The 26,582-nt window shown below is 71.4% G+C and carries 21 protein-coding genes; 12 read left to right on the top strand and 9 right to left on the bottom strand.

The features are described from left to right. Positions 1–96: 96 nt before the first annotated feature. From M2157_RS26355 to M2157_RS26385, 7 genes are read left to right on the top strand one after another with little or no spacing between them, the layout of a single operon-like run. On the top strand, positions 97–1,764 hold the full coding sequence (locus tag M2157_RS26355; RefSeq protein WP_280866363.1) for a DUF1446 domain-containing protein: 1,668 nt from the start codon (positions 97–99) through the stop codon (positions 1,762–1,764). Beyond that, positions 1,761–3,359 carry a carboxyl transferase domain-containing protein gene (locus M2157_RS26360; protein ID WP_280866364.1) on the top strand — a complete coding sequence of 533 codons (1,599 nt, stop codon included), beginning with the start codon at positions 1,761–1,763 and terminating at the stop codon, positions 3,357–3,359. The genes M2157_RS26355 and M2157_RS26360 overlap by 4 nt, the downstream gene beginning before the upstream one ends. Before the next feature lie 11 nt (positions 3,360–3,370). After that, the gene (locus M2157_RS26365) at positions 3,371–5,257 is read left to right on the top strand and encodes a biotin carboxylase N-terminal domain-containing protein (protein ID WP_280866365.1); all 1,887 of its coding nucleotides are present in this window, start codon (positions 3,371–3,373) and stop codon (positions 5,255–5,257) included. Next, positions 5,235–6,365: an acyl-CoA dehydrogenase family protein gene (locus M2157_RS26370; RefSeq protein WP_280866366.1), complete on the top strand. Its 1,131-nt coding sequence runs from the start codon at positions 5,235–5,237 to the stop codon at positions 6,363–6,365. Before M2157_RS26365 ends, M2157_RS26370 begins: the two co-directional genes overlap by 23 nt. Before the next feature lie 17 nt (positions 6,366–6,382). Continuing rightward, positions 6,383–7,951: a 4-coumarate--CoA ligase family protein gene (locus M2157_RS26375; protein ID WP_280858381.1), complete on the top strand. Its 1,569-nt coding sequence runs from the start codon at positions 6,383–6,385 to the stop codon at positions 7,949–7,951. Next, positions 7,948–8,682, top strand: coding sequence for an enoyl-CoA hydratase family protein (locus M2157_RS26380; protein ID WP_280858380.1), 735 nt, complete (start codon positions 7,948–7,950; stop codon positions 8,680–8,682). Before M2157_RS26375 ends, M2157_RS26380 begins: the two co-directional genes overlap by 4 nt. Next, positions 8,670–9,281: a TetR/AcrR family transcriptional regulator gene (locus M2157_RS26385; RefSeq protein WP_280858379.1), complete on the top strand. Its 612-nt coding sequence runs from the start codon at positions 8,670–8,672 to the stop codon at positions 9,279–9,281. The genes M2157_RS26380 and M2157_RS26385 overlap by 13 nt, the downstream gene beginning before the upstream one ends. On the opposite strand, the gene M2157_RS26390 is transcribed toward M2157_RS26385, so the two are convergent. After that, a complete protein-coding gene (locus M2157_RS26390) occupies positions 9,278–10,390 on the bottom strand; it encodes a citrate synthase 2 (protein WP_280858378.1) in 1,113 nt (370 codons plus the stop codon). The two genes, M2157_RS26385 and M2157_RS26390, sit on opposite strands and share 4 nt — an antisense overlap. 127 nt (positions 10,391–10,517) lie before the next feature. Here M2157_RS26390 and pdxH point away from each other — a divergent pair, with 127 nt between their 5' ends. Continuing rightward, a complete protein-coding gene (gene pdxH, locus M2157_RS26395) occupies positions 10,518–11,189 on the top strand; it encodes a pyridoxamine 5'-phosphate oxidase (RefSeq protein WP_280858377.1) in 672 nt (223 codons plus the stop codon). 20 nt (positions 11,190–11,209) lie between these two features. Here the strand turns inward: pdxH and M2157_RS26400 are convergent, their stop codons facing one another. The 4 genes from M2157_RS26400 to M2157_RS26415 all read right to left on the bottom strand — a co-directional run bounded on the left by M2157_RS26400 (position 11,210) and on the right by M2157_RS26415 (position 14,603). Further along, complete coding sequence (locus M2157_RS26400) at positions 11,210–12,622, bottom strand: PAS domain-containing protein (RefSeq protein WP_280858376.1); 1,413 nt, start codon at positions 12,620–12,622, stop codon at positions 11,210–11,212. 121 nt (positions 12,623–12,743) lie between these two features. Then, complete coding sequence (locus M2157_RS26405; RefSeq protein WP_280868277.1) at positions 12,744–13,163, bottom strand: GNAT family N-acetyltransferase; 420 nt, start codon at positions 13,161–13,163, stop codon at positions 12,744–12,746. A 41-nt stretch (positions 13,164–13,204) separates the two neighbouring features. Beyond that, the gene (locus M2157_RS26410) at positions 13,205–13,477 is read right to left on the bottom strand and encodes a hypothetical protein (protein WP_280866367.1); all 273 of its coding nucleotides are present in this window, start codon (positions 13,475–13,477) and stop codon (positions 13,205–13,207) included. 349 nt (positions 13,478–13,826) lie between these two features. Continuing rightward, the gene (locus M2157_RS26415; RefSeq protein ID WP_280858375.1) at positions 13,827–14,603 is read right to left on the bottom strand and encodes an SIS domain-containing protein; all 777 of its coding nucleotides are present in this window, start codon (positions 14,601–14,603) and stop codon (positions 13,827–13,829) included. Between the two features lie 205 nt (positions 14,604–14,808). On the opposite strand from M2157_RS26415, the gene M2157_RS26420 reads away from it, so the two are divergent. Beyond that, complete coding sequence (locus M2157_RS26420) at positions 14,809–15,501, top strand: metal-dependent transcriptional regulator (RefSeq protein WP_057608532.1); 693 nt, start codon at positions 14,809–14,811, stop codon at positions 15,499–15,501. 546 nt (positions 15,502–16,047) lie between these two features. Further along, positions 16,048–16,965, top strand: coding sequence for an alpha/beta hydrolase (locus M2157_RS26425; protein ID WP_280866368.1), 918 nt, complete (start codon positions 16,048–16,050; stop codon positions 16,963–16,965). A gap of 88 nt (positions 16,966–17,053) precedes the next feature. On the opposite strand, the gene M2157_RS26430 is transcribed toward M2157_RS26425, so the two are convergent. The 4 genes from M2157_RS26430 to M2157_RS26445 all read right to left on the bottom strand — a co-directional run bounded on the left by M2157_RS26430 (position 17,054) and on the right by M2157_RS26445 (position 22,805). Next, positions 17,054–19,615 carry a hypothetical protein gene (locus tag M2157_RS26430; RefSeq protein WP_280866369.1) on the bottom strand — a complete coding sequence of 854 codons (2,562 nt, stop codon included), beginning with the start codon at positions 19,613–19,615 and terminating at the stop codon, positions 17,054–17,056. A gap of 134 nt (positions 19,616–19,749) precedes the next feature. Next, positions 19,750–21,339, bottom strand: a complete 1,590-nt coding sequence (locus M2157_RS26435) for a transporter (RefSeq protein ID WP_280858372.1) — start codon at positions 21,337–21,339, stop codon at positions 19,750–19,752. Then, positions 21,336–22,106, bottom strand: coding sequence for an ABC transporter ATP-binding protein (locus M2157_RS26440; protein ID WP_280858371.1), 771 nt, complete (start codon positions 22,104–22,106; stop codon positions 21,336–21,338). The genes M2157_RS26435 and M2157_RS26440 overlap by 4 nt, the downstream gene beginning before the upstream one ends. A 36-nt stretch (positions 22,107–22,142) precedes the next feature. Beyond that, positions 22,143–22,805: a bifunctional DNA primase/polymerase gene (locus tag M2157_RS26445; protein ID WP_280866370.1), complete on the bottom strand. Its 663-nt coding sequence runs from the start codon at positions 22,803–22,805 to the stop codon at positions 22,143–22,145. 391 nt (positions 22,806–23,196) lie between these two features. Here M2157_RS26445 and M2157_RS26450 point away from each other — a divergent pair, with 391 nt between their 5' ends. Beyond that, a complete protein-coding gene (locus M2157_RS26450) occupies positions 23,197–24,582 on the top strand; it encodes a transcriptional regulator (RefSeq protein WP_280858369.1) in 1,386 nt (461 codons plus the stop codon). 170 nt (positions 24,583–24,752) lie between these two features. Then, positions 24,753–26,555 (top strand): hypothetical protein, encoded by a 1,803-nt coding sequence (locus M2157_RS26455; protein WP_280866371.1) that lies wholly within the window; start codon positions 24,753–24,755, stop codon positions 26,553–26,555. Positions 26,556–26,582 lie beyond the last annotated feature (27 nt).

Below are 26,582 nucleotides of genomic sequence, written 5' to 3' on the forward strand. Positions count from 1 at the left end.
GGAGGGAACGGCTTCCGGTGGTCCGGCGGAGGGGACGTCCTCCGGTGATCCGGCAAGGGGAACGCCTCCCGGCGACCCGGCAGGGGGAGTTGCCGGATGACCCTCCGTATCGGCAACGCCTCCGGCTTCTACGGCGACCGCTTCGACGCGATGCGCGAGATGCTCACCGGCGGTGAACTCGACGTGCTCACCGGCGACTACCTCGCCGAGCTGACCATGCTCATCCTGGGCCGCGACCGGCTGAAGGACCCCGGGGCCGGATACGCCCGCACCTTCCTGCGCCAACTCGAGGAGTGCCTCGGCCTCGCACACGAGCGGGGTGTGCGGATCGTCGCCAACGCGGGCGGGCTCAACCCGTCCGGACTCGCCGACCGGACAAGGGAGTTGGCCGACCGACTCGGCCTGCCGGTGCGCGTCGCGCACGTCGAGGGCGACGACCTCACCCCCCTCCACCCCGGCAGCCTCGCCGCCCACGCCTACCTCGGCGGCTTCGGCATCGCGGCCTGTCTGCGGGAGGGCGCGGACGTCGTCGTGACCGGCCGGGTGACGGACGCGGCCCTGGTCACCGGGCCCGCCGCCGCCCACTTCGGCTGGGGACCGGCGGACTACGACCGGCTCGCGGGAGCCGTCGTCGCCGGACACGTATTGGAGTGCGGCACTCAGGCGACCGGCGGGAACTACTCCTTCTTCCAGGAGGGAGACGTCCGCCGCCCCGGCTTCCCCCTCGCCGAACTCCACGAGGACGGCACCGCCGTCATCACCAAACACCCCGGCACCGGCGGCTTCGTGGACGTCGGCGCGGTGACGGCCCAGCTGCTGTACGAGACGCAGGGCGCCCGGTACGCGGGCCCCGACGTCACCGCACGGCTCGACACGGTCCGGCTCACCCAGGACGGCCCCGACCGGGTCCGGATCTCCGGCGTACGCGGCGAGGCCCCGCCCCCCACCCTCAAGGTCGGCCTCAACCGGCTCGGCGGCTTCCGCAACGAGGTCGCCTTCGTCCTGACCGGCCTGGACATCGAGGCCAAGGCCGCGCTGGTGCGGGAGCAGATGGAACCGGCCCTCGCCAAAGCCGCCGAGGTGCGCTGGGACCTGGTCCGCACGGACCGCCCGGACGCCGCGACGGAGGAAACCGCCAGCGCCCTGCTGCGACTGGTCGTCCGGGACGCGAACCAGGAGATCGTCGGACGCGCGCTCAGCGGAGCCGCCGTAGAACTGGCCCTGGCGAGCTACCCCGGGTTCCATGTGCTGGCGCCACCAGGGAAGGGCTCGCCCTATGGGGTCTTCGAGGATGTGTACGTCCCCCATGGGGCCGTGGACCATGTGGCCGTCCTCCATGACGGGCGACGGCTCCCTGTGGCACCGGCTCAGGAGACCGCCGTACTCGACGATCCCCCGACGCCACCCACCCCCGAACCGCTGCCGGAAGGCCCCACCCGCCGGGCCCCCCTCGGTCTGATCGCGGGCGCCCGCAGCGGCGACAAGGGCGGCAACGCCAACATCGGGGTCTGGGCCCGGACGGACGAGGCCTGGCGATGGCTCGCCCACACCCTCACCGTCGACCGCCTGCGCGAACTCCTCCCGGAGACTGCCGACTTGATCGCCACACGGCACACCCTGCCCCAGCTCCGCGCCCTGAACTTCGTCGTCGAGGGCATCCTCGGCGAGGGCGTCGCCGCCCAGCACCGCTTCGACCCGCAGGCCAAAGCCCTCGGCGAATGGCTGCGCTCCCGCCACCTGGACATCCCGGAGGCCCTGTTGTGACCGTCATCGACTCCGGCCTGGACACGGCAGGTGCGGACTACCTCGCCCACCGCGAGGCCATGCTCGCCAAGCTGGAACAGCTGACCGCCGAGCATGCGAAGGCTCTCGCGGGCGGCGGTGAGAAGTACGTCGAGCGGCACCGGGGCCGCGGCAAGCTGCTCGCCCGCGAGCGCATCGAGCTGCTCCTCGACCCGGACACCCCCTTCCTGGAGCTGTCGCCGCTCGCCGCCTGGGGCAGCGAGTACACGGTCGGCGCCTCCCTCGTCACCGGCATCGGGGTCGTCGAGGGCGTGGAGTGCCTGATCACCGCGAACGACCCGACCGTGCGCGGCGGCGCCAGCAACCCCTGGTCGCTGAAGAAGGCCCTGCGCGCCAACGACATCGCCCTAGCCAACCGGCTGCCCTGCATCAGCCTGGTGGAGTCGGGCGGCGCGGACCTCCCCTCCCAGAAGGAGATCTTCATCCCCGGGGGTGCCATCTTCCGGGACCTGACCCGGCTGTCGGCCGCCGGAATCCCCACTGTCGCCGTCGTCTTCGGCAACTCCACGGCCGGCGGCGCCTACGTCCCCGGCATGTCCGACCACGTGATCATGGTCAAGGAGCGGGCCAAGGTGTTCCTCGGCGGTCCGCCCCTCGTGAAGATGGCCACCGGCGAGGAGAGCGACGACGAGTCCCTCGGCGGCGCCGAGATGCACGCGCGCGTGTCGGGCCTCGCGGACTACTTCGCCGTGGACGAGCAGGACGCGCTCAGACAGGCACGGCGGGTCGTGGCCCGGCTCAACCACCGCAAGGCGTACGGCGATCCGGTCCCCGCCGAGCCGCCCAAGTACGACGCCGACGAGCTCCTCGGCATCGTCCCCGGCGACCTCCGCACCCCCTTCGACCCGCGCGAGGTGATCGCCCGGATCGTCGACGCATCCGACTTCGACGAGTTCAAGCCCCTGTACGGGACGAGCCTGGCGACCGGCTGGGCCGAGCTGCACGGCTATCCGGTGGGCGTCCTGGCGAACGCCCAGGGCGTCCTGTTCTCCGAGGAGTCCCAGAAGGCGGCCCAGTTCATCCAGCTGGCCAACCAACGCGACATCCCGCTGCTCTTCCTGCACAACACCACCGGCTACATGGTCGGCAAGGAGTACGAACAGGGCGGCATCATCAAGCACGGCGCGATGATGATCAACGCGGTGAGCAACTCGAAGGTCCCGCACCTCTCGGTCCTCATGGGTGCCTCCTACGGGGCCGGCCACTACGGCATGTGCGGCCGCGCCTACGACCCCCGTTTCCTCTTCGCCTGGCCCAGCGCCAAGTCGGCCGTGATGGGCCCCCAGCAGCTCGCCGGCGTGCTCTCCATCGTCGCCCGCCAGTCGGCGGCCGCGAAGGGACTGCCGTACGACGAAGAGGGCGACGCCGCCCTGCGCGCCATGGTGGAGCAGCAGATCGAGTCCGAGTCGCTGCCCATGTTCCTGTCCGGGCGGCTCTACGACGACGGCGTCATCGACCCCCGCGACACCCGGACCGTACTGGGAATGTGCCTGTCCGCGATCCACACCGCGCCCTACGAGGGCGCACGCGGCGGCTTCGGCGTCTTCCGGATGTGAGGAACCCTTCAGTGATCACTTCTGTGCTCGTCGCCAACCGGGGCGAGATCGCCTGCCGGATCTTCCGCACCTGCGGTGAGTTGGGAATCCGAACCATCGCGGTGCACTCGGACCCGGACGCGAATGCCCTCCACACGCGCGTGGCGGACGCGGCCGTACGACTCCCGGGAGCGGCCCCCGCCGACACCTACCTGCGCGCCGACCTGATCGTGAAGGCGGCGATCGCCTCCGGCGCCGACGCCGTGCACCCCGGCTACGGCTTCCTCTCCGAGAACGCCGACTTCGCGCGGGCGGTCCTGGACGCGGGCCTGGTCTGGATCGGACCGCCGCCGTCCGCGATCGAGGCGATGGCGTCCAAGACGCGTGCGAAGGAACTGATGGGGCTGGCACCCCTGGAGGACGTGACGCCGGCCGATCTGCCGGTGCTGGTGAAAGCGGCCGCGGGCGGCGGAGGCCGCGGAATGCGCGTCGTCCGCCGTATCGAGGACCTGGCCGCCGCCCTGGAGAGCGCACGCGCCGAGGCCGCGAGCGCCTTCGGCGACGGCGAGGTCTTCGTCGAGCCGTACGTCGAGGACGGCCGCCATGTCGAGGCCCAGATCCTCGCCGACACCCACGGCACGGTGTGGGCCCTCGGTACCCGCGACTGCTCCCTCCAGCGCCGCCACCAGAAGGTGATCGAGGAGGCCCCGGCCCCCGGACTCCCGGAGGACCTCAGGGAGGAACTGCACGAGCTGGCGGTACGAGCGGCCCGCGCGGTGGACTACGTGGGCGCGGGCACGGTCGAGTTCCTGGTCTCCGGCACCAAGGCGCACTTCCTGGAGATGAACACCCGCCTCCAGGTCGAACACCCGGTGACGGAGGCGGTGTTCGGCATCGACCTGGTGGCGGAACAGATCCGCGTCGCCGAAGGGGCCCCGCTGCCCGACGAGCCCCCACGCGCGCGTGGCCACGCCGTCGAGGCGCGCCTCTACGCCGAGGACCCCTCGCGGGACTGGACCCCCCAGACCGGCACCCTGCACCAGCTCTCGATCCCTCCGTCCGTCCGCCTGGACACGGGCTACGAGAACGGCGACGACATCGGCGTCCACTACGACCCGATGCTCGCGAAGGTCGTCGCGTACGCCCCCACGCGCGCGGAGGCGGTCCGCAAACTGGCGGGCGCCCTGGAAAGGGCGACGATCCACGGCCCGACCACGAACCGGGACCTGCTGGTGGACTCCCTGCGCCACAAGGAGTTCACGACGGCCCGCATGGACACGGGCTTCTACGACCGTCACCTGCCCGAACTCACCGAGCCGCACCCCGACCCCTACGCCCCCCTCGCGGCGGCTCTCGCGGACGCGGCAGGCCGCTCCCGCTTCGGCGGCTGGCGCAACCTGCACTCGGCCCCGCAGACGAAGCGGTACGCGGTGGCGGGGGAGGAGCACGAGGTCCACTACCGGCACACGAGGGAGGGCCTGGAGGCGGACGGGGTGCGGGTGGTCCACGTCGACGCGGCTCTCGTCGTCCTGGAAGTGGACGGCATACAGAGGAAGTTCGAGGTGGCGAGGTACGGCGACCGGGTGTACGTGGGGGGCACAGCCCTGACGGCTCTGCCCCGCTTCCCGGACCCGACGGCCCAGCTCGCCCCGGGCTCCTTGCTGGCCCCCATGCCGGGAACGGTCGTACGGGTTGCGGACGGCCTGACAAAGGGATCCGCCGTGGAAGCGGGCCGGCCGCTCCTGTGGCTGGAGGCGATGAAGATGGAACACAAGATCACGGCACCGGCAGCAGGAACGCTGAGTGAGCTTCACGCATCGCCTGGCCAGCAGGTGACGGTCGGTGAACTGCTGGCAGTAGTCCAACCCACCCAGGGGCGAACAACGAAGGAGCCACATGCCCACGATCGAAACCGATGAGCACAAGTCCCTACGTGAAGCAGTAGCCGCCCTGGGCAAACGCCACGGCCGCACCTTCGACCGAGAAACCCTGTGGTCCGAAGCAGCCAAGCTCGGCTATCTCGGCGTCAACCTCCCCGAGGAGTACGGAGGCGGAGGCGGCGGGATCGCGGAACTCTCCATAGTCCTGGAAGAGTTGGGCGCAGCCGGCTGCCCCCTCCTCATGATGGTCGTGTCTCCCGCCATCTGCGGCACAGTGATCGCCCGCTTCGGCACGGAAGCCCAGAAACAGGAGTGGCTCCCCGCCCTCGCCGACGGCACCCGCACCATGGCCTTCGGTATCACCGAGCCGGACGCCGGTTCCAACTCCCACCGCATCACCACCACGGCCCACCGCGACGGAGCCGACTGGCTGCTCACCGGCCGCAAGGTCTTCATCTCCGGCGTGGACATAGCCGACGCCACCCTCATAGTCGGCCGCGCGGAGGACTCCCGCACCGGCCGCCTCAAGCCCTGCCTCTTCATCGTCCCCCGAGACGCCGAAGGCTTCACGCGCCGACAGATGGACATGGAACTCCAGGCGGCGGAGAAGCAGTTCGAGCTGACCCTCGACGACGTACGCCTCCCCGCCGAGGCCCTCGTGGGCGACGAGGACGCGGGCCTTCTCCAGCTCTTCGCCGGCCTCAACCCCGAACGCATCATGACGGCCGCCTTCGCGATCGGCATGGGCCGCTACGCCCTCTCGCAGGCGATCACCTACGCCAGGGACCGCACGGTCTGGAACACCCCCATCGGCGCCCACCAGGCCATCGCCCACCCCCTCGCCCAGGCTCACATCGACCTCGAACTCGCCCGCCTGATGATGCAGAAGGCCGCCCACCTCTACGACGCGGGAGACGACGTGGCCGCGGGAGAGGCCGCCAACATGGCGAAGTACGCCGCGGGGGAGGCCTGTGTGAAGGCGGTGGACCAGGCGGTCCACACCCTCGGCGGCAACGGACTCACCCGTGAGTTCGGGCTCGCCTCGTTGATAACGGCCGCGCGCGTGGCTCGTATCGCACCGGTGAGCAGGGAGATGATTCTCAACTACGTCTCCCACCAGACCCTGGGCCTGCCCAAGTCGTATTAGGCGCTCTTGGAGGAACCGTGTTCCGCAGCGAGTACGCAGACGTCCCACCCGTCGAACTCCCCATCCACGACGCGGTCCTCGCCCGGGCCGCCGAGTTCGGGGACGCGCCCGCCCTGATCGACGGGACCGACGGCGCCACCCTCACCTACGGACAGCTCGACCGGTTCCACCGCCGGGTCGCCGCCGGTCTCGCGGAGGCGGGCGTCGCCAAGGGGGACGTGCTCGCGCTGCACAGCCCCAACACGATCGCCTTCCCGGCCGCGTTCTACGCCGCCACGCGCGCGGGTGCCTCCGTCACGACCGTGCACCCGCTCGCCACGCCGGAGGAGTTCGCCAAGCAGCTCAGTGACTCCGCGGCCCGCTGGATCGTCACCGTCTCCCCACTCCTGGAGACGGCACGGCGGGCCGCCGAACTCGCGGGCGGGGTACGGGAGATCTTCGTCTGCGACAGCGCGCCCGGTCACCGTTCCCTGATCGACATGCTGTCCTCGACGGCCCCCGAGCCGGACCTCGCCATCGACCCGGTGACGGACGTGGCGGCACTGCCGTACTCCTCGGGCACCACCGGCACCCCCAAGGGCGTGATGCTCACCCACCGGCAGATCGCCACCAACCTCGCCCAGCTCGAACCGCTGATGGGGGCGGGCCCCGATGACCGTATCCTGGCGGTTCTTCCCTTTTTTCACATTTACGGCCTCACCGCCCTGATGAACGCGCCCCTGCGCCAAGGCGCCTCCGTCGTCGTCCTGCCCCGCTTCGACCTGGAGACCTTCCTCGCGGCGATCCAGAACCACCGCATCACCGGCCTGTACGTGGCCCCGCCGATCGTCCTCGCCCTCGCCAAGCACCCACTTGTGGAGCACTACGACCTGTCGTCCCTGCGCTACATCGTCAGCGCCGCCGCCCCCCTGGACGCCCGGCTCGCCGCCGCCTGTTCGGCCCGGCTCGGCCTTCCTCCCATCGGCCAGGCCTACGGCATGACGGAACTCTCGCCCGGCACCCACGTCGTCCCCCTGTCCGCCATGCGCGAGGCACCCCCCGGGACGGTGGGCAAGCTCATCGCCGGCACCGAGATGCGGATCGTCTCCCTCGACGACCCCGACAAGGACCTCGACGTCGGCGAACCCGGCGAGATCCTGATCCGCGGCCCGCAGATCATGAAGGGCTACCTCGGCCGCCCCGACGACACCGCCGCGATGATCGACCCCGACGGCTGGCTGCACACCGGTGACGTGGGCCATGCCGACGCCGACGGCTGGCTGTTCGTCGTCGACCGGGTCAAGGAGCTGATCAAGTACAAGGGCTTCCAGGTGGCCCCCGCCGAACTGGAGGCCCTCCTGCTCACCCACCCCCAGATCGCCGACGCGGCCGTCATCGGCGTCTACAACGACGACGGCAACGAGGTCCCACAGGCCTTCGTCGTCCGCCGGCCGACCGCCACCGAGCTCTCCGAGAGCGAGGTCATGATGTACGTCGCCGAGCGCGTCGCCCCCTACAAACGCGTCCGCCAGGTCACCTTCATCGACGCGGTGCCCCGGGCCGCCTCCGGCAAGATCCTCCGACGACAGCTCAGGGAGCGCGCATGACACCGATCGGCCGCACACGCGCGCGTGGCATCGAAACCCTCACCCTCGACTCCCCGCACAACCGCAACGCCCTGTCGGCGGCGCTGGTGGGGGAGCTGGCCTCCAGCCTGGCGGACTGCGCCAAGGACGACGCCGTGCGCGCGATCGTCCTCACCCACACCGGCAACACCTTCTCGGCGGGCGCCGATCTGAAGGACCCCCCGGACCCGGCCGCCCTGGTCGCGCTCCTGCGGCAGATCGTGGAACTCGGCAAACCGGTCGTCGCACGCGTCACCGGACACGTCCGCGCGGGCGGCCTCGGCCTCCTCGCCGCCTGCGACATCGCGGCCGCGTCCACCGAGTCGACCTTCGCCTTCACCGAGGTACGGATCGGGCTCGCCCCCGCGGTCATCTCACTGACGCTGCTGCCCCGCACCGACCCCCGCGCCCTCGCCCGCCACTACCTCACCGGCGAGCGCTTCGACGCCGCCGAGGCGGCCCGCATCGGCCTGGTCACGACGGCGGGCGACGACGTGGACGCCGTACTCGAACCGATCCTGGACGGTCTGCGCCGGGCCGCCCCCGAGGCCCTGGCCGAGACGAAACGGCTGCTCACGGCTAGGGTGCTGGAGACCTTCGACCGGGACGCGGCCCACCTGACCGCGCTCTCGGCCCGGCTGTTCGCCTCACCGCACGCGCGCGAGGGCATGACGGCCTTCCTGGAACGACGGGATCCCTCATGGGCGGTGTGACCACGATCGGCGACCGGGCCGAACGCGTACCCAAGCAGGACCGCAGCCGGGCCACCCGGCAGCGCCTCCTCGAAGCCGCCGTGGCCTGCCTCGCCGAACACGGCTGGGCCGGCTCCACGGTCACCGTCGTCGCCGAACGCGCCGGCGTCTCCCGAGGCGCCGCCCAGCACCACTTCCCGACCAGGGAGGACCTCTTCACGGCGGCGGTCGAATACGTGGCAGAAGAGCGTTCCACGGCCCTGCGCGCCCTGTTCCCGCAGGGCGCGGCGGAAGACCGGCGCGCGGTGATCTCAGCCCTCGTGGACCTCTACACCGGCCCGCTGTTCCGCGCCGCCCTCCACCTCTGGGTCGCCGCCTCCAACGAGGAGCAACTGCGCCCCCAGGTCACCGAACTGGAGGCGCGCGTAGGCCGGGAGACCCACCGGATCGCGGTGGACCTGCTCGGCGCGGACGAGTCCCGCCCGGGAGTCCGCGAAACGGTCCAGGGCCTCCTGGACATGGCAAGAGGCCTGGGCCTGGCCAACCTCCTCACGGACGACGCGGCCAGACGGGACCGTGTGGTGGAGCAGTGGGCGGGACTGCTGAACGAGGCGCTCTAGTCGGCGATGTCTCCGTACCCCTCGATGTCCCGGGGATCCCGCGCCGCGGGCCCCACATAGCGCGCGGAAGGCCGCACCAGCCGCCCCGTCCGCTTCTGCTCGAGAATGTGCGCCGACCACCCCGCCGTACGCGCACACGTGAACATCGACGTGAACATGTGCGCCGGCACCTCCGCGAAGTCGAGCACGATGGCCGCCCAGAACTCCACGTTCGTCGCCAGCACCCGGTCCGGCCGCCGCGCGTGCAGCTCCGCCAGCGCCGCCTTCTCCAGCGCCTCCGCGATCTCGAACCGCGGCGCCCCCAGCTCCCGCGCGGTACGCCGCAGCACACGCGCGCGGGGATCCTCGGCCCGGTACACCCGGTGCCCGAACCCCATCAGCCGCTCACCCCGGTCCAGCGCCTGCCTGACGTACGCCTCGGCGTCCCCGGTCCGCTCGATCTCCTCGATCATCCCGAGCACCCGGGAGGGCGCCCCGCCGTGCAGCGGCCCGGACATGGCACCCACGGCCCCGGAGAGCGCGGCGGCGACATCGGCCCCCGTGGAGGCGATCACGCGCGCGGTGAACGTCGACGCGTTCATCCCGTGCTCCGCGGCCGACGTCCAGTAGGCGTCCACGGCGGCCACATGCTTGGGGTCCGGCTCCCCCCGCCAGCGGATCATGAACCGCTCGACGACGGACTGCGCCTTGTCGATCTCCCGCTGCGGCACCATCGGCAGCCCCTGCCCCCGCGCGGACTGGGCGACGTAGGACAGGGCCATCACGGCGGCCCGGGCCAGGTCGGCACGCGCCTGACCGGCATCGATGTCGAGCAGCGGCTTGAGCCCCCACACCGGGGCGAGCATGGCGAGCGCCGACTGGACGTCCACGCGGATGTCCCCGGAGTGCACCGGGATCGGGAACGGCTCGGCGGGCGGCAGACCGGGATTGAAGGCGCCGTCGACCAGCAGCCCCCACACGTTGCCGAACGAGACATGGCCGACCAGATCCTCGATGTCGACGCCCCGGTACCGCAGCGCGCCGCCCTCCTTGTCCGGTTCGGCGATCTCCGTCTCGAACGCGACGACTCCTTCGAGGCCAGGGACAAAGCCGGGGTCGAAGTCGGACATCAGGCGGCTCCTCATGATGTGTACGACGGATGACGCCACGATATCCCCGAGTGCCACCTTTGGGGAGTCTCTGCGGCACTCAGTGCCACCATCGGTGGTCGAGTCGTCCGTACGGCAAGATGACCGCGTGACCGACGCAGCAGACGCCGCCGCCCCGGACCCCGCCTCCATGCGCCAGCAGTACCGCACGGAGGGTCTCGCCGAGACCGACCTGGCCGCCACCCCCGTCGAACAGTTCGCGCGCTGGTTCAAGCAGGCGGCCACCGAGGCGCACCTCTTCGAGCCGAACGCCATGATCGTCTCCACCGCGGACGCCGAGGGCCGCCCCAGCTCCCGCACGGTGCTCCTCAAGCAGTTCGACGAACGGGGCTTCGTCTTCTACACGAACTACGACTCCCGCAAGGCGAGGGACCTCGCACAGAACCCGTACGTCTGCCTGCTCTTCCCCTGGCACCCCATGGGCCGCCAGGTCATCGTCACCGGCCTCGCCCGCCGCACCGGCCGCGACGAGACCGCCGCCTACTTCCGCACCCGCCCCCACGGCTCCCAACTCGGCGCCTGGGCCAGCGCCCAGTCCTCCGTCATCGACACACGCGACCAGGTCGACACCGCCTACGCCGAACTGGCCGCCCGCTACCCCGAGGGCGCACAGGTCCCCGTCCCCCCGAACTGGGGCGGCTTCCGAGTGGCGCCGGAGAAGATCGAATTCTGGCAGGGCCGCGAGAACCGCCTCCACGACCGGCTGCGGTACGTGGCGGAGACGGACGGAAGCTGGCGAGTGGAGCGGCTGAGCCCCTGAAGAAGCGGCTCGACGCAGCCCTACGCCCGCCCCACCACCCCGCCCAGATCCAGCGCCGCAGCGATCCGGACCGCCACGTCCTCCGCATACACCGCGTCGCCCCGCTCGAACTGCCCCCTCCCGGACCCCCGCAGGAACGTCACGACCCCGAGCGTCCGCCCCCGGCTCCGCAGCACCGCGCACAACGCGTGCACCACATCCGGAGGCCACTGCCGGGCCACCGCCCACTCACGGGCCCGCTCACCCGACACCGACCCCACACTCGCCCGCACCGAACCGATCCGGTCCACGCACTGCAACGCCGGATGCCCCTCCCCGTACCGCACGGGCAACCCGGCCGCACCCGACGCCTGCAGACTCGGCCCCGGTGCCCCCGACGGCGTCGCGGCGACCCGCACGAGACGGGCCGGACCGGTCTCCTCGCCATCGGCCACCGCGCCCCCGGACACCCGGTCGATCAACGCGTGGTCGGCGAACCCCGCAAGGGCGAAGTCCAGATGTACGACGGCAGCCTCGACCGGATCCTCGCACTCCGCGGCCGCCCGGGCCGCTCGATGCAGCTGGTTCGTCCGGAACCGCAGCAACGAGGCCTCCTGCTCGCCCTGCTTGGCCTCGGTGACGTCCTGGAACAGCCAGCCGACACCCAACGGCACCGGCTCCTCCGCGAGCGGCGAGGCCAGCCGTACGAACCCGCAGCGCCAGCAGCGCCGCTTCTCACCGTCCGGGGTCCGCACCCCCACCCAGATCTCGGCCGGCGCCGGTGGCGCGCCCTCGGCCAGCACATGGGTCAGTGCGCTCTCCAGCTCCTCCACGCCCTGCGCGAGGAGCTCCCCGAGGGGCCGCCCCAGCACGGACGTACGCCCGATGCCCAGCGACCGGGCCGCGTGCGCGTTGACCACGGCGGGCCGCAGATCGGCGTCGACGAGCACGACACCCCACGAGGCGTCCTCGAACAGCGCCTCGCTCAGCGCGATCGACCGCTCCAGATCGATCTGCGTGTGCACCTCGCTGAAGGCGCAGTACACCCCGGCCGGCTCCCCGTCGGGCCCGCGTACGGCCGCCGACTGGGTGCGTACGAGCACCCGGCCGCCGTCCTTGGTCAGCAACGCGAACTCGTGCACCTGCCGCCCGAGCGCCTGCATGGCGGACATCAGCCGCCCCTCGACCTCCTCGGCGTCCGCCCGCCGTACCGCCCACCCCGCGAACCCGTGCCGCCCCACGGCCTCGGCCGCGGTCCAGCCGAGGATCCGCTCGGCCTCACGATTCCAATGGGTGACGACACCGTCCGCGTCGAAGGCACACAGTGCCGCGTCCATCCCGTCGAGGAGCGCGGCGAGCAGATCCGAGCCGCCGTCCGAGCCCTCCGGACCGTCCGGCCCGGGCCCGTCCGGCCCCAGCTCGTCGGTGGTCCCACTACGCCGGGAAGCACTCACCTGGACCCCCTGCCGGCTGCTTCACTCACTAACAATCATTCAACTCGAACGTGACGCAGCACACACCTGGTTCCCGCAAGATTGAAGGAAATCGTTGTACGCCGGAAACGCTCCGCATCCCCTAAACAGCCCTCCGGTCCGGCTCCAGCCGCAGGTCGACCCACTCGTCGCTCTCGCCGTCCAGCACATACCGGTCGACCTCGACGAACCCGCGCGCCAGCGCGAACCGCACGCCGTCCCCATTGACGGCCAGCACACATGTCTCGATCATCCTGGCGCCGAGCACCCGCGCATGATCAAGACCCTTCTCGTACAGAGCGGCCCCGAAACCCCGCCCCCGGTAATCGGGCAGCACGCGCGCGATGACGGTCGCCACGGCGTCGTCTCCTTGTGGGGGCCGCACGGTCGAGCAGCCCACGAGCGTGTCCCCGAGATACGCGTTCTCCAACCGATACCGCCGGCCACGCGCGCGTGCGTCTTCGGCGCTCATGGCGGCCGGCGGAACGATCACGTTGTGCACATACCGCCACTGCTCGAGCATGCCGTCCCCGACGACGGGCTCGATCCGCAGATCAGTCACGGTCACCACTTCCCTTCCGCGCGTACACCTCTGTCCTTCCGCGCGTACACCTCTGTCTCGATCTTCATCCGGGGATCGGCGAGGCCGCACACGAGCATCGTGGCGGCCGGCCGGACATCGCCGAAGTGACGGCGCAGCACCGGCCAGCAAGGCCCGAAGTCGTCGAACCCGGTCGTCCCGGACACGTGCACCCAGTCCCCGTCGACCACGGCGCGCGCGTACCCGATGTGTTCCTCGAAGGAGGAACCACTCATGATCGCTCGTCCCGTTGTCATGCACGGAACGCTAATCGCACACAGCACAGAAACACGACACCGGACGGCCGTATCAACGACTCAGTCAACATCCCGGAAAATCGGTTGATCGATGCCCGGCCGCTTCCTAGGGTGTGGTCTACGCATGAAGGGAGGTGATCGGGTAAATGACTGAAACCCGGACGCGCGAGGTGGCTGCGGGCTAGCGGCCTGCCACCACATTCAGTGCGGTGCCGGACCCGCGTGTACGAGATGCACGCAGCCGGCCAATTCAACGCAGTCACCCGACCCGCGAGCTCGCCGGTACGTCCGGCCGGCTCCCTCGCCGCAAGGCCAAGGGACCAGAGCTCGCGGGTCGTCTGCGTTCTGCCTACTGCCGGTAGAAGATCCGGTCCCCGTACTCCTCGAACACCCGGTCGTTCCATTCCAGCCCGCCGTCCACGTTGCCCGACCGCAGCAGCGGTGGCTCGATCCCCCGCTCCGCCAGTGCGCCGGCCGCCGTCGCCATCACCGCCTGGAGCAGCGCCGAGGTCACGACCGTGGAGGCGGGGGCGAAGGGGGCCGGGATGGTGTCCAGGGAGAGTTCCGCGTCGCCGACGGCGATCTTGGAGTCGAGGACGACGTCGCAGTGGTCCTTGAGGAAGGTGCCGGAGCTGTGGCGGGGCTTCGTCTGAGTCGTGTAGGCGACCGACGTGACGCCGATGACCTTCACGCCCAGCGAGCGTGCGGCCAGGGCCATTTCCACGGGGAGCGCGTTGCGGCCGGAGAGGGAGATGATCACGAGGGCGTCGCCCGCTCGGAGGGGCGAGCAGCTCAGGACGGCGCTCGCGAGGCCGTCGACGCGTTCCAGGGCGGAGCCGAGGGTGGCCGGCATGACGTCGACGCCCACGACCCCGGGCACGGTCAGCAGGTTCATGAGGGCGAGTCCGCCGGCCCGGTAGACGAGGTCCTGCGCGGCGAGCGAGGAGTGTCCGGCGCCGAAGGCGAAGAGGCGGCCCCCGGTGGCGACGGTGTCGGCGAGGAGTTCACCGGCTGTCGCGACGGACTCGGCCTCCTCGTCCCGGACCCGTCGCAGCAGCTCGATCGCGGCGTCGAAGAACTGCCCGGACAGCTTGTCGTCAGCGCTCGCGGAGCCCGTCTCGCCCATGCGTCGTCCAACCCTTCGTCGCCGTGTCGCGGATCACCGTGCGGTCTGGACCAGTGGGATGTCAATACGGCCGCGCGCCTGGTCGTAACCGCTTGGTTTCCCCGGCGCGGCACGCTTGTCAGTGGTATCCGGCAGAATTGATGCCAGGGCCAGCGCACGAGCCGGGAAGCTGTCGTGCTTCCGGCAATCTCATCAAGGGGCACGTATGTCCGGACTGATCGACACCACGGAGATGTATCTCCGCACCATCCTCGAGCTGGAGGAGGAAGGTGTGGTCCCCATGCGCGCCCGGATCGCCGAGCGGCTCGACCAGAGCGGGCCGACGGTCAGCCAGACCGTGGCGCGGATGGAGCGCGACGGGCTGGTGTCGGTCGCCAGTGACCGGCATCTGGAGCTGACGGACGAGGGCCGGCGGCTGGCCACACGCGTGATGCGCAAGCACCGGCTCGCGGAGTGTCTGCTGGTCGATGTGATCGGCCTGGAGTGGGAGCAGGTCCACGCGGAGGCGTGTCGCTGGGAGCATGTGATGAGCGAGGCGGTGGAGCGCCGGGTGCTGGAGCTGCTGCGCCACCCCACCGAGTCGCCGTACGGCAATCCGATCCCGGGTCTGGAGGAGCTGGGCGAGAAGGACGGCGCCGATCCGTTCCTGGACGAGGGCATGGTGTCGCTGGCCGAGCTGGACCCGGGTCTCGACGGCAAGACGGTCGTCGTGCGCCGTATCGGTGAGCCGATCCAGACGGACGCGCAGTTGATGTACACGCTGCGTCGGGCGGGTGTGCAGCCCGGTTCGGTGGTGAGCGTGACGGAGTCGGCGGGCGGGGTGCTGGTGGGCAGCGGAGGCGAGGCCGCCGAGCTGGAGTCGGACGTTGCCTCGCATGTGTTCGTGGCCAAGCGCTGACGGCCGCCGGGTGGCTCAATTGCCGGGTCCTGTGGGGCAGTTGTGGCTTTCCTGAGCCTCTTTCCGGGGGTCGCCGAAGCCAGGATTCAATGTGCGGAATCGCAGCGCTTCGACGCTTCCCGTGCGAGGCTGTCGCGTGGGGCATATGACCTGAGGGGGCGGGCGGATGTGCCGTAGACGTATGGATGGCCCCGGCGCCTTTCGGTGCCGGGGCCGGTCCTCCCCTGTGCTGACCCGGAGCCCCGAGCTCTCAGGGTCATTCCCCTCGGACCGATTTCCCCGAGCGGTCCGCCTCCCGCTGAAGATCTCCCCTCGGCGGCGGCGATCATTCCTTGAACGAGGTCACTCGAACGAGGGGTGTTGCCGTTCCGAGGGCCCATCTTCGAATGCGTATTCGATAATCTGGGAGTGACGGGACGCACGGGATGTGCGCTGCAGAGATGTACGGCACGGCAACGGCAGACAGGACAGGCACGGCAGTCAGGACACGGTTCACAGGGCGGCTCGAGCGGGGCGGGCGGTCCGAGCGGAGCTAGGGGGGTGCCAATGGCGCGGCGCATCGACGTGACCGGGGCGGGCGGCGTACGTCTTGCGGCCTGGGAGTTCGGTGACCCTCCCAAGACCGACCCGGCTGATCCGGCGAGGGAACTCCCAGCCCCGGAGAAACGACCACCCGGGGTGCTGTTACTCCACGGCCTGATGGGCCGAGCCTCGCACTGGGCGTCCACCGCCCGCTGGCTCTCCGAGCGCTACCGCGCCGTCGCGCTCGACCAGCGCGGTCACGGCCAGAGCGACAAGCCCCCTCGGGCCGCTTTCACCCGTGACGCGTACGTCGAGGACGCCGAGGCCGCCCTCGAACAGCTCGATCTCGCCCCGACCGTCCTGATCGGCCATGCCATGGGCGCCCTGACCGCCTGGCAGCTCGCCGCGCGGCGGCCCGACCTGGTCCGCGGGGTGATCATCTGCGACATGCGGGCCTCCGCGCTCGGCGCCGCCTCGCAGCGGGAGTGGGGCGAGTGGTTCAAGGCCTGGCCCGTCCCCTTCGCCACGCTCGCCGACGTCCGCAAGTGGTTCGGCGAGGACGACCCCTGGGTGGAGAGGCCCAACCCGGCGCGCGGCGAGTTCTATGCCGAGGTGATGGCCGAGTCCCCCGACGGCTGGCGTCCCGTCTTCGAGCCCGAGCAGATGCTGTCCTCCCGCGAGACCTGGGTCTACGACGCCCACTGGGAGGAACTCACCCAGGTCAGGTGCCCCGCCCTGGTCGTCCGCGGCCTCGACGGCGAACTGGGCCGCGCCGAGGCCCAGGAGATGGTCCGCGTCCTGCCCCGCGGTGAGTACGCCGAGGTCGCCGACGCCGGCCACCTCGTCCACTACGACCAGCCGGAGGCATGGCGGGCCGCCATAGAGCCCTTCCTGGACGGCCTGGACGGCCTGGACGGCCTGGACGGCGGGAACACCGGCTGACGCACGGCAGGGCCGTGAGGCGAGTGCCTTCGTATGCCTGGCGGACGCGAAACCCCCGGCGGACCATGTCCGCCGGGGGCCGGAAGGATCAGCGCACGTCGATGTAGTCGCCGCCGGCCGTGGCGGTCGCGGTCGTGGTGCTGCCCGCGAAGCTGTAGCGCCAGTAGCCGTCGGTGGTCGCCTTGACCGTGGTCTTCAGGTTTCCGGTGCTGTCCGTCGTGACCGTCTTCACGGTCGTGTACGTGGTCGCGCCCTTCTTGCGGAACTGCAGTCGGACCTTCTGGCCCACGTACCCGTGGAAGCCGCCGAGGGTCTCCCAGTCGGCACGGGAGAGCTTCCCGGTGACGGTGAGGGTCTTGTTCTTGGCGACGGGCTCCGGGGAGGCGTTGACCGTGAGGGCCGCGTCCCGCAGCACCGGCACCGACTTCACCGCGTGCCGGTCGGTGTACCCGGCGCCGTCGGCGGACTCGGCCCAGGCGGCCGCGTTCCAGGTGCCGGCGAGGGCGTTGCGCCCGAAGATCCAGCGGGGCTGGATGTAGGCGAACTGGGCCGTGCAGGTCGCCTCCGTCGCGTCGACCTTGACGCAGGACGCGGGCCAGGTGGCGTAGAGGACCGCGCTCGGGGCGTCGTACGACCCCTTGTACAGGTACATGTCGCCGCTCGCGATGCCGGACGGGTCGGTGGCGGTGAACTTCGCCGTGAACTCCTGGAGCGGCTGGTCGTGGAGCCGGACCGGCTTGCCGCCGTTGACGACGACGTGGGAGATCCGGGTCGAGCCGACCGTCTCGTCGCCCTGCCGGGCGGGGCCCGCGAAGGCCCGCACGAGGGTGCGGTCGAGGCTGCCGCCCTGGTCGTCGACGGCGGTGACGCGCAGGGTGACGTAGGTGGCGCCGGCCGGGACGGCGTACGGCGCCGAACCGTCCGCCGCGAGCGGCAGGTCGGTCCAGGTCGTGCCGCCGTCGGTGGAGGCGGCGAGACCGGTGACGCGGGTGTGCGCGGTGTCCGCGTCGGCGTTGCGAGTGGTCGCGGTCGCGGCGACCCGCACGGTCCCGGCGGCGGCCCGGCCCGAGGCGTCGAGGCCCAGGACCTTCATCTGGGCGTCGATGAGCGGGAGCGCCCGCCCGGCGACACCAACGGAGGTGCTGCTGGAGCGGAACGTCCACGTGTTGCGCACGTCCGTGGCCAGCCTCGCGTACGGCACCCGGCGGTGCACGGTCTGCTGCAGGGTGTACGACTGCTCCCGCGCCGGCAGCGCCGAGGAGCTCAGCGAGTGGTACGCGTCGATGCCGGAACCGTCGGCGTAGACGACGCCGTCCTCGCCCGTCACCCGGTACGAGGACCGCGCGCGGCCGTCGGTTCCCTGGTGGCCGTCGGCGTCACCGAACGCGCTTCCCTCGTCCAGGTAGAACCTGTGGTTGTAGAGCTCCGAGCCGGTGCCCTCTCCGAGCACGGGCTGGAGCGGGGCCGCTCCCAGCGTCTCGCCCGCACTGGTGCCCGCGGGCAGGGTGCGGGGGGCCAGGTTGAGGTACTGGTCGAAGGTGCCGTAGTCCAGGATCCGGCCGTACTCGACGCCCGGGGTGACGTACTCGGTGACGGAGCCGGCCACCGGCACGGCGGTGCCGATGTAGACGCCGGTCCACTCGCCGAAGGAGGGCACCGACTGGAGGACGGCGGTCGTGCGGGCGCCGGGGGCGCCGACCTGGGTGACGGTCCTGGCCAGGGATGCCTGGGTGACCTTCTTGACCGGAGAGGTCGGCACGGTGGTGGTGAAGCTGTGGGTGAGGTCGTAGCGGTAGGGGCTCGGGACGTTCGCCGAGGAGCCCTTCTTCGCCAGGACGTCGTGGATGCGCAGCGAGACGCCCGGCATGGTGAACGGCGTGACGTACACCTTGGCGTCGTCGGAGCCGGCGAAGCCCGCCAGGTCACCGCCCGGCACGCTCAGCCAGACCGCCGCGGACTGCCGGGTGGCGGTGGTGTCGTCGGTGCGGATGCCGGTCTCCTTGGCGGCTCGCTGGTCGAAGTTCACCGTCCGGGCGGCCGAGCCGACCGTGAAGGACTGGGCGAGCAGATAGCTCGGCTGGAGCCAGTCGGAGTGCAGTGCCACCGCGAAGTAGTCGCCCGGCGGCAGCTTGACGCTGGACGTCGGCCCGTACGCGTCGCTGTTGACCGGGTACGACGTCCAGGTCTTGCGGTTCCAGACGGAGAACAGCTTGCTCGCCACGCTCGCGTGCGTGATCGTCAGCTTGACGGGGTACGTCGCCGCGGCCGCGGAAGCGGTGGTGGTGGTCGCGGCCGGCTGCACTGCGAGGCTCGCCGGTGCCCGGTCCGCCGCGCGCTCGGCGCTCGGCCGCACGGAGACCCGGCCGTCGAGCGACGCGACCGAGTAACGGGTCCGCTCCGCGCGGTCCGCCGCGGTGATGTGGAGGTTCCGGCCGTCGACCACGTCCACACGATCGCCGTTGCCCAACTCGATGCCCTCGGCGCCCTGTTGAGCGCGGACCGTCCCTGTGCCGGCCGTCGCCCGAGGCGCCCCGGCCGAAGAAGCCGCCCCGGCCGAGGGAGTCGCCCCGGCTGAAGGCGCGAGCAGCACGGACGCGATCAGTACCGCCCCGCACAGCCCCGTTCCGACGGATCTTCGAACACCGTTCATGAATAAGCCCCCTTGCCCCTGATCCCCTGATCCCCTGATCCCCTTCGCGACCTTCCCGGTCCACACTCACAGGAGTCGCACAGGGCACTCTAGACAGGGGGTCCGACACCGGCCCCGGCCACCCCGCCGATCCGTCAGGCCTTGCTGACCGCCACGAGGATCTCCGGCAGCTGACGTGCCGTTCGCGGGGCCGCCAGGCGTAGTCCCGCCAGGGTGATCGCGGTGCCGTACACCGCGCCGATCGGCAGCAGTACCCAGCTCCACTCGTCGCCGTCCGCGCTGAGGTTGGCCCAGATCGTCAGGGCGATCACGGGAGCGCACAGCAGGGCGGCCGAGACCATCCCCCCGACGACGGCGGCAGCGGCGAGACCGGACTGTCCCGGGGCCACGTTCTTGTAGCCCTCCTGCGGAATCGAGTACGGAAAGCGCGCCGACGTCCACGCCCCGGTCGCCAGCATCGCCCCGAGCAGCGCGAAGGACACGCCGAGCACCTCGGGCAGCTTCGGCCAGTCGTCGATCAGCGCGGTCGTCACAACCGTGACGAGGGTGGCGTAAGGCAATGTGATCACCAGCAACGCCAGCGCCCGCCCCCGCAGTTCGACGTAGGCGTCCCGCGTCGAGGAGATGGTCATCGCTACCATCCAGAACGCGGAGGTGTCCTGCCCGAACTGGTTGTACATCTGCACGCCGAGCATTCCCGCGGCGAAGCACGCGAAATAGATGGACCCCGTGCCCTGCACCGCGTTGAACACAGGCACGATCAGCCCGATGGCCAGCGAAGTCACCCATGCGGCCTTGGTCTTGGGGTCGCGCCACACATAGCGCAGGCTGCGTTCCATGACGGTGCCCGTGCGGCCGGCCGGCAGCAGCCGGGCGAGCCCCGTCGAGGTCCGCTCACGGGCGGCCCCCTGGGAGGAGGGGAGGGTGGAGCCGTCGGGGGAGGTCATCAAGCGGGTCAGATGGCGGGACCAGAGGGCGAGCAGACCGATCAACGCGGCGGCCGACAGGGCCAGTTGCAGGAGGGCGACCCCGTACGACCCTTCGCTGGCCGAATCGACCGCCCCGATCGCCGAGGCGGGCGGGATCCACTTCAGTACCTCGGCCGGCCCGTCCAGCTGCCCCAGTCCGCCCGAACCGAGCCGCTGCGCACCGAAGTTCACGACCTGTGCGCCGACCGCGATGACCAGTCCGCTCAGCACCGCCAGGTCACGGCCCTTGCGGCTGGTCAGCAGCCGGATGTTGGCCACGGCGACGGTCCGCGCGAGGGCCACGCAGACCAGCAGTGCGAGCGCGACACCGATCACCGAGACGACGTACGCCGGCGCGCCGTGCGCGACCGAGACGACGGATCCGACGAGCATGCAGAGCGTGAACACCGGCCCGATACCGACCAGCGAGGCCACCAGCAGCGCCCGTACGAGGGGCCGGGGCTGCAGCGGCAGCATCACCAGGCGGGTCGGGTCGAGGGTCTCGTCGCCGCCGGGGAAGAACAGCGGCATCACGGCCCAGCCGACCGCCAGCAGAGCGACCAGCGGGACGACGACGGAGGCGGCGTGCTCGTTGCCGCGCAGGGCGATGAGGCCGAGCAGTTGCAGGACGGAGAAGAGGAGTACGGCGACGGCCGAGGCGATGTAGGCGGCCCGCCGCCCGCCGGACTGCCGCAGGCCGTTCCTGAGCAGCGACAGCTTCAGCCGTACGACGACCGGGGTGATGTTTCCGGTCATCGGGCCCCGCCGCCCAGCCAGTCGAGGTGTGCGCCGGTGTCCTGCCCCTGTGCGCCGACCAGTTCGAGGAAGGCCCGTTGCAGTGAGGGCGCGCCGCCGCGCACCTCGTCGAGCGTCCCGTGGGCGCGGATGCGACCGGCGGCCATGACGGCCACCCAGTCGCACAGGGACTCCACGAGCTCCATCACGTGCGAGGAGAAGACGACGGTGGCGCCGGAGGCCGTGTACCGCTCCAGCACGCCCCGGATGGTCTGCGCGGAGACGGGGTCGACGCCCTCGAACGGCTCGTCGAGAAACAGCACTTCGGGGTTGTGGAGCAGGGCCGCCGCGAGCCCGATCTTCTTCCGCATCCCGGTCGAGTAGTCGACGACCAGTTTGTGCTGGGCCCCCGCCAGATCGAGCACGTCGAGCAGCTGAGCGGCCCGCCGGTCGACCTCGGCCCCGGGCAGCCCCCGCAACCGGCCGGAGTAAGCGAGCAGTTCACGACCCGACAGCCGCTCGAACAGCCGAAGCCCCTCGGGCAGGACCCCGATCCGCGCCTTGACGTTCACCGGGTCCCGCCACACGTCCTGCCCGACGATCTCGACAGACCCCTGATCGGGGCGGAGCAGCCCGGTGACCATGGAGAGAGTGGTGGTCTTCCCGGCCCCGTTGGGCCCGACAAGCCCGATGAACTTCCCGGCGGGCAGTTCGAGATCAATCCCGGCGACAGCAACCTGCTGTCCGAACCGCTTCCAGAGCCCACGCACACTCACAGCCGACGTCATGAACGCCAACCTTAGGCGCGCGGGACACCACCCACGTCACCTGTCCCGACCGCACGCATAGGCAAGCGGCGAGATCAACTCCTCGGCATCCGGAAGCCAACGGTTCGCGGGCGTCGGACGGCAGGCCCACTGAACGGCACCGCACGACCCGTACCGAGTGGGGGGACCCGCAACGTACGACCCTTCCCCCAGCGCGATCAGATCGAGCGACGAGGGAGTCCAGCCGAGCTTCCGTACCAGCTCCGGCACCTTCACCGACGCCCCCGGCAACACGAAGAAGTGCATCCGGCGATCAGGCGTCAACGTCACGGGCCCCAGGGTCAACTCCATCCGCTCCATACGGGCCAGCGCCAGAAACCCCGCCGTCTCCGGAACGGAGATCGCGTCGAACGTCCGGCCGGTCGGCAGCAGAATCGACGCCGTCGGCTGCTTCTGCCACATCCGGCGCGCGACCGTCGCACTGCCGGTGGCCTGCGTCGCCCAGTCCTCCCGAGAGGGATGCGCCCCGGGCACGGCGCACGAGGCGACACCGCAGGAACACCGCTGCACCCCGTCGACGGCTTCCAGCCAGGTGCCGGGAAAGACGTCCCAGTGGCGCTCCACGGCGTATCGAACGGCTGTCTCCAGCAGCGATTCCCCGCGCTGCTTCGGAATCTGAGCGGCTTCGGTGCCCGCGATCGTCTCTTCCACGCTCAGCACAACTCCCGCGCCCACCTCGGGTTACGGCCGGGCCCCGGCGTCCAACCCGACTTCTGCCTCGTGACGCCGGCACGCATTCCCCCACGCCGGTCCGGCGCCAGGACCTGCGCGCGCGGGGGAGGAGCACTGATCGGGCATCTGGGGCGCATGGATGCATGTGTGGGGGCGCGCGAGAGGAACCACGGCGTGAGCTGGGTAACCACGAGGGGGGCAGGCTTCTGCCTTTACCCCGGCAATCCTCGCATGCCTCGCATTTTAGACGTCACGGTGGGGCATTGATCTTCACGGCCGGATCTTTTCGGTGGGTTCGAAGGGATCCGACGGACCGATCCGGTGGAAGACACGTCAACTCGGTGCGTGGGCAGGCACCGCAGCCACAGGGGGTACGCCAATGGCCGCAAGGCCTCTCGTCGCGCGGCAGCCGAACGAACGGCTGCAGGCGCTCATCCAGGAGGCGGGGTGCTCGAACGCCGGGCTCGCCCGCCGGGTCAACATGTGCGGTGCCGAGCACGGCCTCGACCTGCGCTACGACAAGACGTCCGTGGCCCGCTGGCTGCGCGGACAACAACCCCGGGGCAGGGCGCCCGCGATCATCGCGGAGGCCCTCGGGCGCAAACTCGGCCGTACGGTCACGATCGACGAGATCGGCATGGCCAACGGCAAGAACCTCGCCTCCGGCGTCGGGCTCCAGTTCTCGCCGACGGTACTGGGCGCCATCGAGCAGGTGTGTGAGCTGTGGCGCAGTGACGTGGGCCGCCGGGACTTCCTGTCCGGCTCCTCGGTCGCCGCGTCCGCGCTGGTGGAGCCGAGCCGCGACTGGCTGATCTCCTCGCCCGACTCGCAGGTGGCGCGCCAGGCGGGCCCGCGCGTGGGGCAGTCCGACGTGGCGGCCGTGCGCGCGATGACCCAGGCGCTCGTCGACCTGGACCACCAGTACGGCAGCGGGCATGTGCGCCCGGTCGTCGTGCACTACCTCAACAGCGTGGTCTCCGGGCTGCTCGCGGGGTCGTACCGGGAGGCGATCGGCCGTGAACTGTTCGCCGCCGTCGCCCGGTTGACCGAGCTCGCCGGGTACATGGCGATCGACACCGGGCAACCGGGCCTGGCCCAGCGGTACTACATCCAGGCACTGCGGCTCGCGCAGGCGGCGGGCGACCGCGGATACGGCGGCTATGTGCTCGCCGCGTCCATGAGCCACCTCGCCGCGCAGCTCGGGAATCCGCGCGAGATCGCCCAGTTGGCGCGGGCGGCGCAGGAGGGGGCGCGGGGCCGTGTGACACCGCGCGCGGAGGCGATGTTCTACGCGGCGGAGGCCCGCGGGCACGCACTCATGGGCGATCTGCGGGCAACCCAGGCGGCGTCCGGACGGGCCGTGCACGCGCTGGAGGCGGCGGACCCCTCCTCCGGCGACGACCCGGCCTGGATCGCGCACTTCGACGAGGCCTATCTGGCCGACGAGTTGGCCCACTGCCACCGTGACCTCGGCCAGGCGGAGGCGGCGGCGCGGTGCGCGCAGGAGTCCCTGGACGGGCTTCCCGAGAACAAGGCGCGCCGGCGGGCCATCGGCCTGGTCCTGCTCGCCTCCGCGCAGGTGCAGCAGCGCGAGATCGAGCAGGCCTGCAACACCGGCCTGAAAGCGGTCGAGTTGCTGGAGACCGTGCGCTCCAACCGGGGCGCGGAGTACCTCGAGGACTTCCAGCAGCGCCTGGAGCCGTTCCGGGACGAGCCCGTCGTAAGGGAGTTCGGGGCCCGGCTGGACCTGCAGGCGGCCGCGTAAAGGAGGGCATATACAGCGGATCCGGGCCCGGAACCGTCACGTGATCTCCCGGGATTTGTTACTGCGGTCACAGGGACGCAGGTCACGTCCTGTGCTACGTGGCACCGGGCTCGGGGGACCCGGTAGCGTGAGCCGACGATTCCGAAGTTCCCGCATCAGTAGGAGTCCCGGTGACGCAGAGTGGACAGGGCGAGCAGCCCTCGGCGCGCGAAGCGCGCGAAGGCATCGTGCTGCCCTCCGACGGCGGGGAACCCCTGCTGCCGGGACAGACGGGTGGACACGGCGGTCCGCAGCCCGGATACGGGCCCCCGCAGCAGGGCGGTTACGGCGGCCCTCCGCAGCCGGGCCCGTCCGGACCGGCGCCCGACGCGGCGTACGGCCAGGCTTCGGGCGCCCCGTCCTACGGCCAGCCGCCCGGCGGTCAGGCGTGGGGCACCCCGTGGGGCCCCGACCAGCAGCAGGGCCAGGACCAGCAGAGCCAGGACCAGCCGCAGGCCCAGGACTGGTCGCAGCCGCCCGCCCAGACCTGGGGCACGCCCCAGCAGCCCGGCGGCATACCGCCCCAGTCCCCGTCCCAGCCGCCGCCGGCGCCGGGTTACGACACCGACGAACCGACCTCGTACTACCTGCCGCCCGTGGGTCAACCTGCCCCCCAGCCCCAGCCCCAGCCCCAGTCCCAGCCGCTGCCCCCGCAGCAGGGCCAGGTCGCCCCCTACGAGGCCCCCGGGACCGGTGCACCGCAGCAGCAGCCCACGCCGGGCTACGACTCCAACGAGCCGACCTCGTACTACCTCCCGCCCGTGGGCCGGCCCCTCCCGTCCGGCCCCGGCATATCCGCCTCCGCGCCGCTGCCGCCCGCCGACGAGGGCGCCACGCAGTTCATACCGCCGGTCGCGGCCGCCCCCGCCGCCCACGAGGGAGCCACCCAGTACCTCCCGCCCGTCCGCCCCGGCGCGCTCCCGCCCGAGGTGTCCGCCGAGGCGGCGCACTACCCGAGGCAGCACCAGCAGGCCCCGTACGGCGCGCAGCCCCCGCAGAACACGGCCCCCGACGCCGAGGCCACGCAGTTCATCGCGCCCGTGCCCGGCCAGGCCCCCGGCGCGCCCTACGGCGGGGATCGGCAGCCGCCCTCCGAGTTCGACAACCTCTTCCGCGGCGGGCCGGGCGGTGACGGCGGGGCCGCGTCCACGCAGCAGATGCCACGGTTCGCCCAGCCCGAGGCCGTACCGCCCGCTTACGGGGCCCAGCAGCCGTCGTACGGCGCCCAGCAGCCGTCGTACGGTGCACAGCCGCCGTACGGCCCGCCCGGCGGTGACGTGTACGACGACGGCGACCAGGGTGGCCGCAGGCGGTCGCGGGTGCCGGTCATCGCAGCCGTGGGCATCGGAATCGTCGTGCTCGGCATCGGTGCGGGCGCGCTGCTCGCCGGGGGCGGGGGCGACGGCGGGGGCGACAAGAACCAGACCGTGTCGGCTACGGCCCCCGCGACCGACGGCTCCGCCTCGCCGTCCGCCGATCCCGCGAAGGCGCAGGCCGCCGAGCTGGACAAGCTGCTCGCCGACAGTGGCAACAGCCGTTCCTCGGTGATCAGCGCGGTGGCGAGCGTGAAGTCCTGCAAGAACCTCGGCCAGGCGGCCCAGGACCTGCGGGACGCGGCGGCCCAGCGCACCGGCCTGGTGACCCGGCTCAAGGCGCTCCCCGTCGACCAGTTGCCGAGCCACGCCGAGCTGACCGACGCCCTCACCAAGGCCTGGCAGGCGTCCGCGTCCGCCGACAACCACTACGCGGCCTGGGCCGACCAGGCCGCCGGCAACAAGGGCTGCAAGAAGGGCCAGGCCCGCACCACGGGCCAGACCCAGGCCGGCAACCGGGACAGCGGCACCGCGAGCATCGAGAAGGCCAAGGCGGCCCGGCTGTGGAACGCGATCGCCAGGAAGTACAGCCTGACCGAGCGCACGGCGACCCAGCTGTGAGCGATCCGCGGGGGGCGTCCGGGCGCC

Source organism: Streptomyces sp. SAI-127, from assembly GCF_029894425.1.
Lineage (GTDB): Bacteria > Actinomycetota > Actinomycetes > Streptomycetales > Streptomycetaceae > Streptomyces.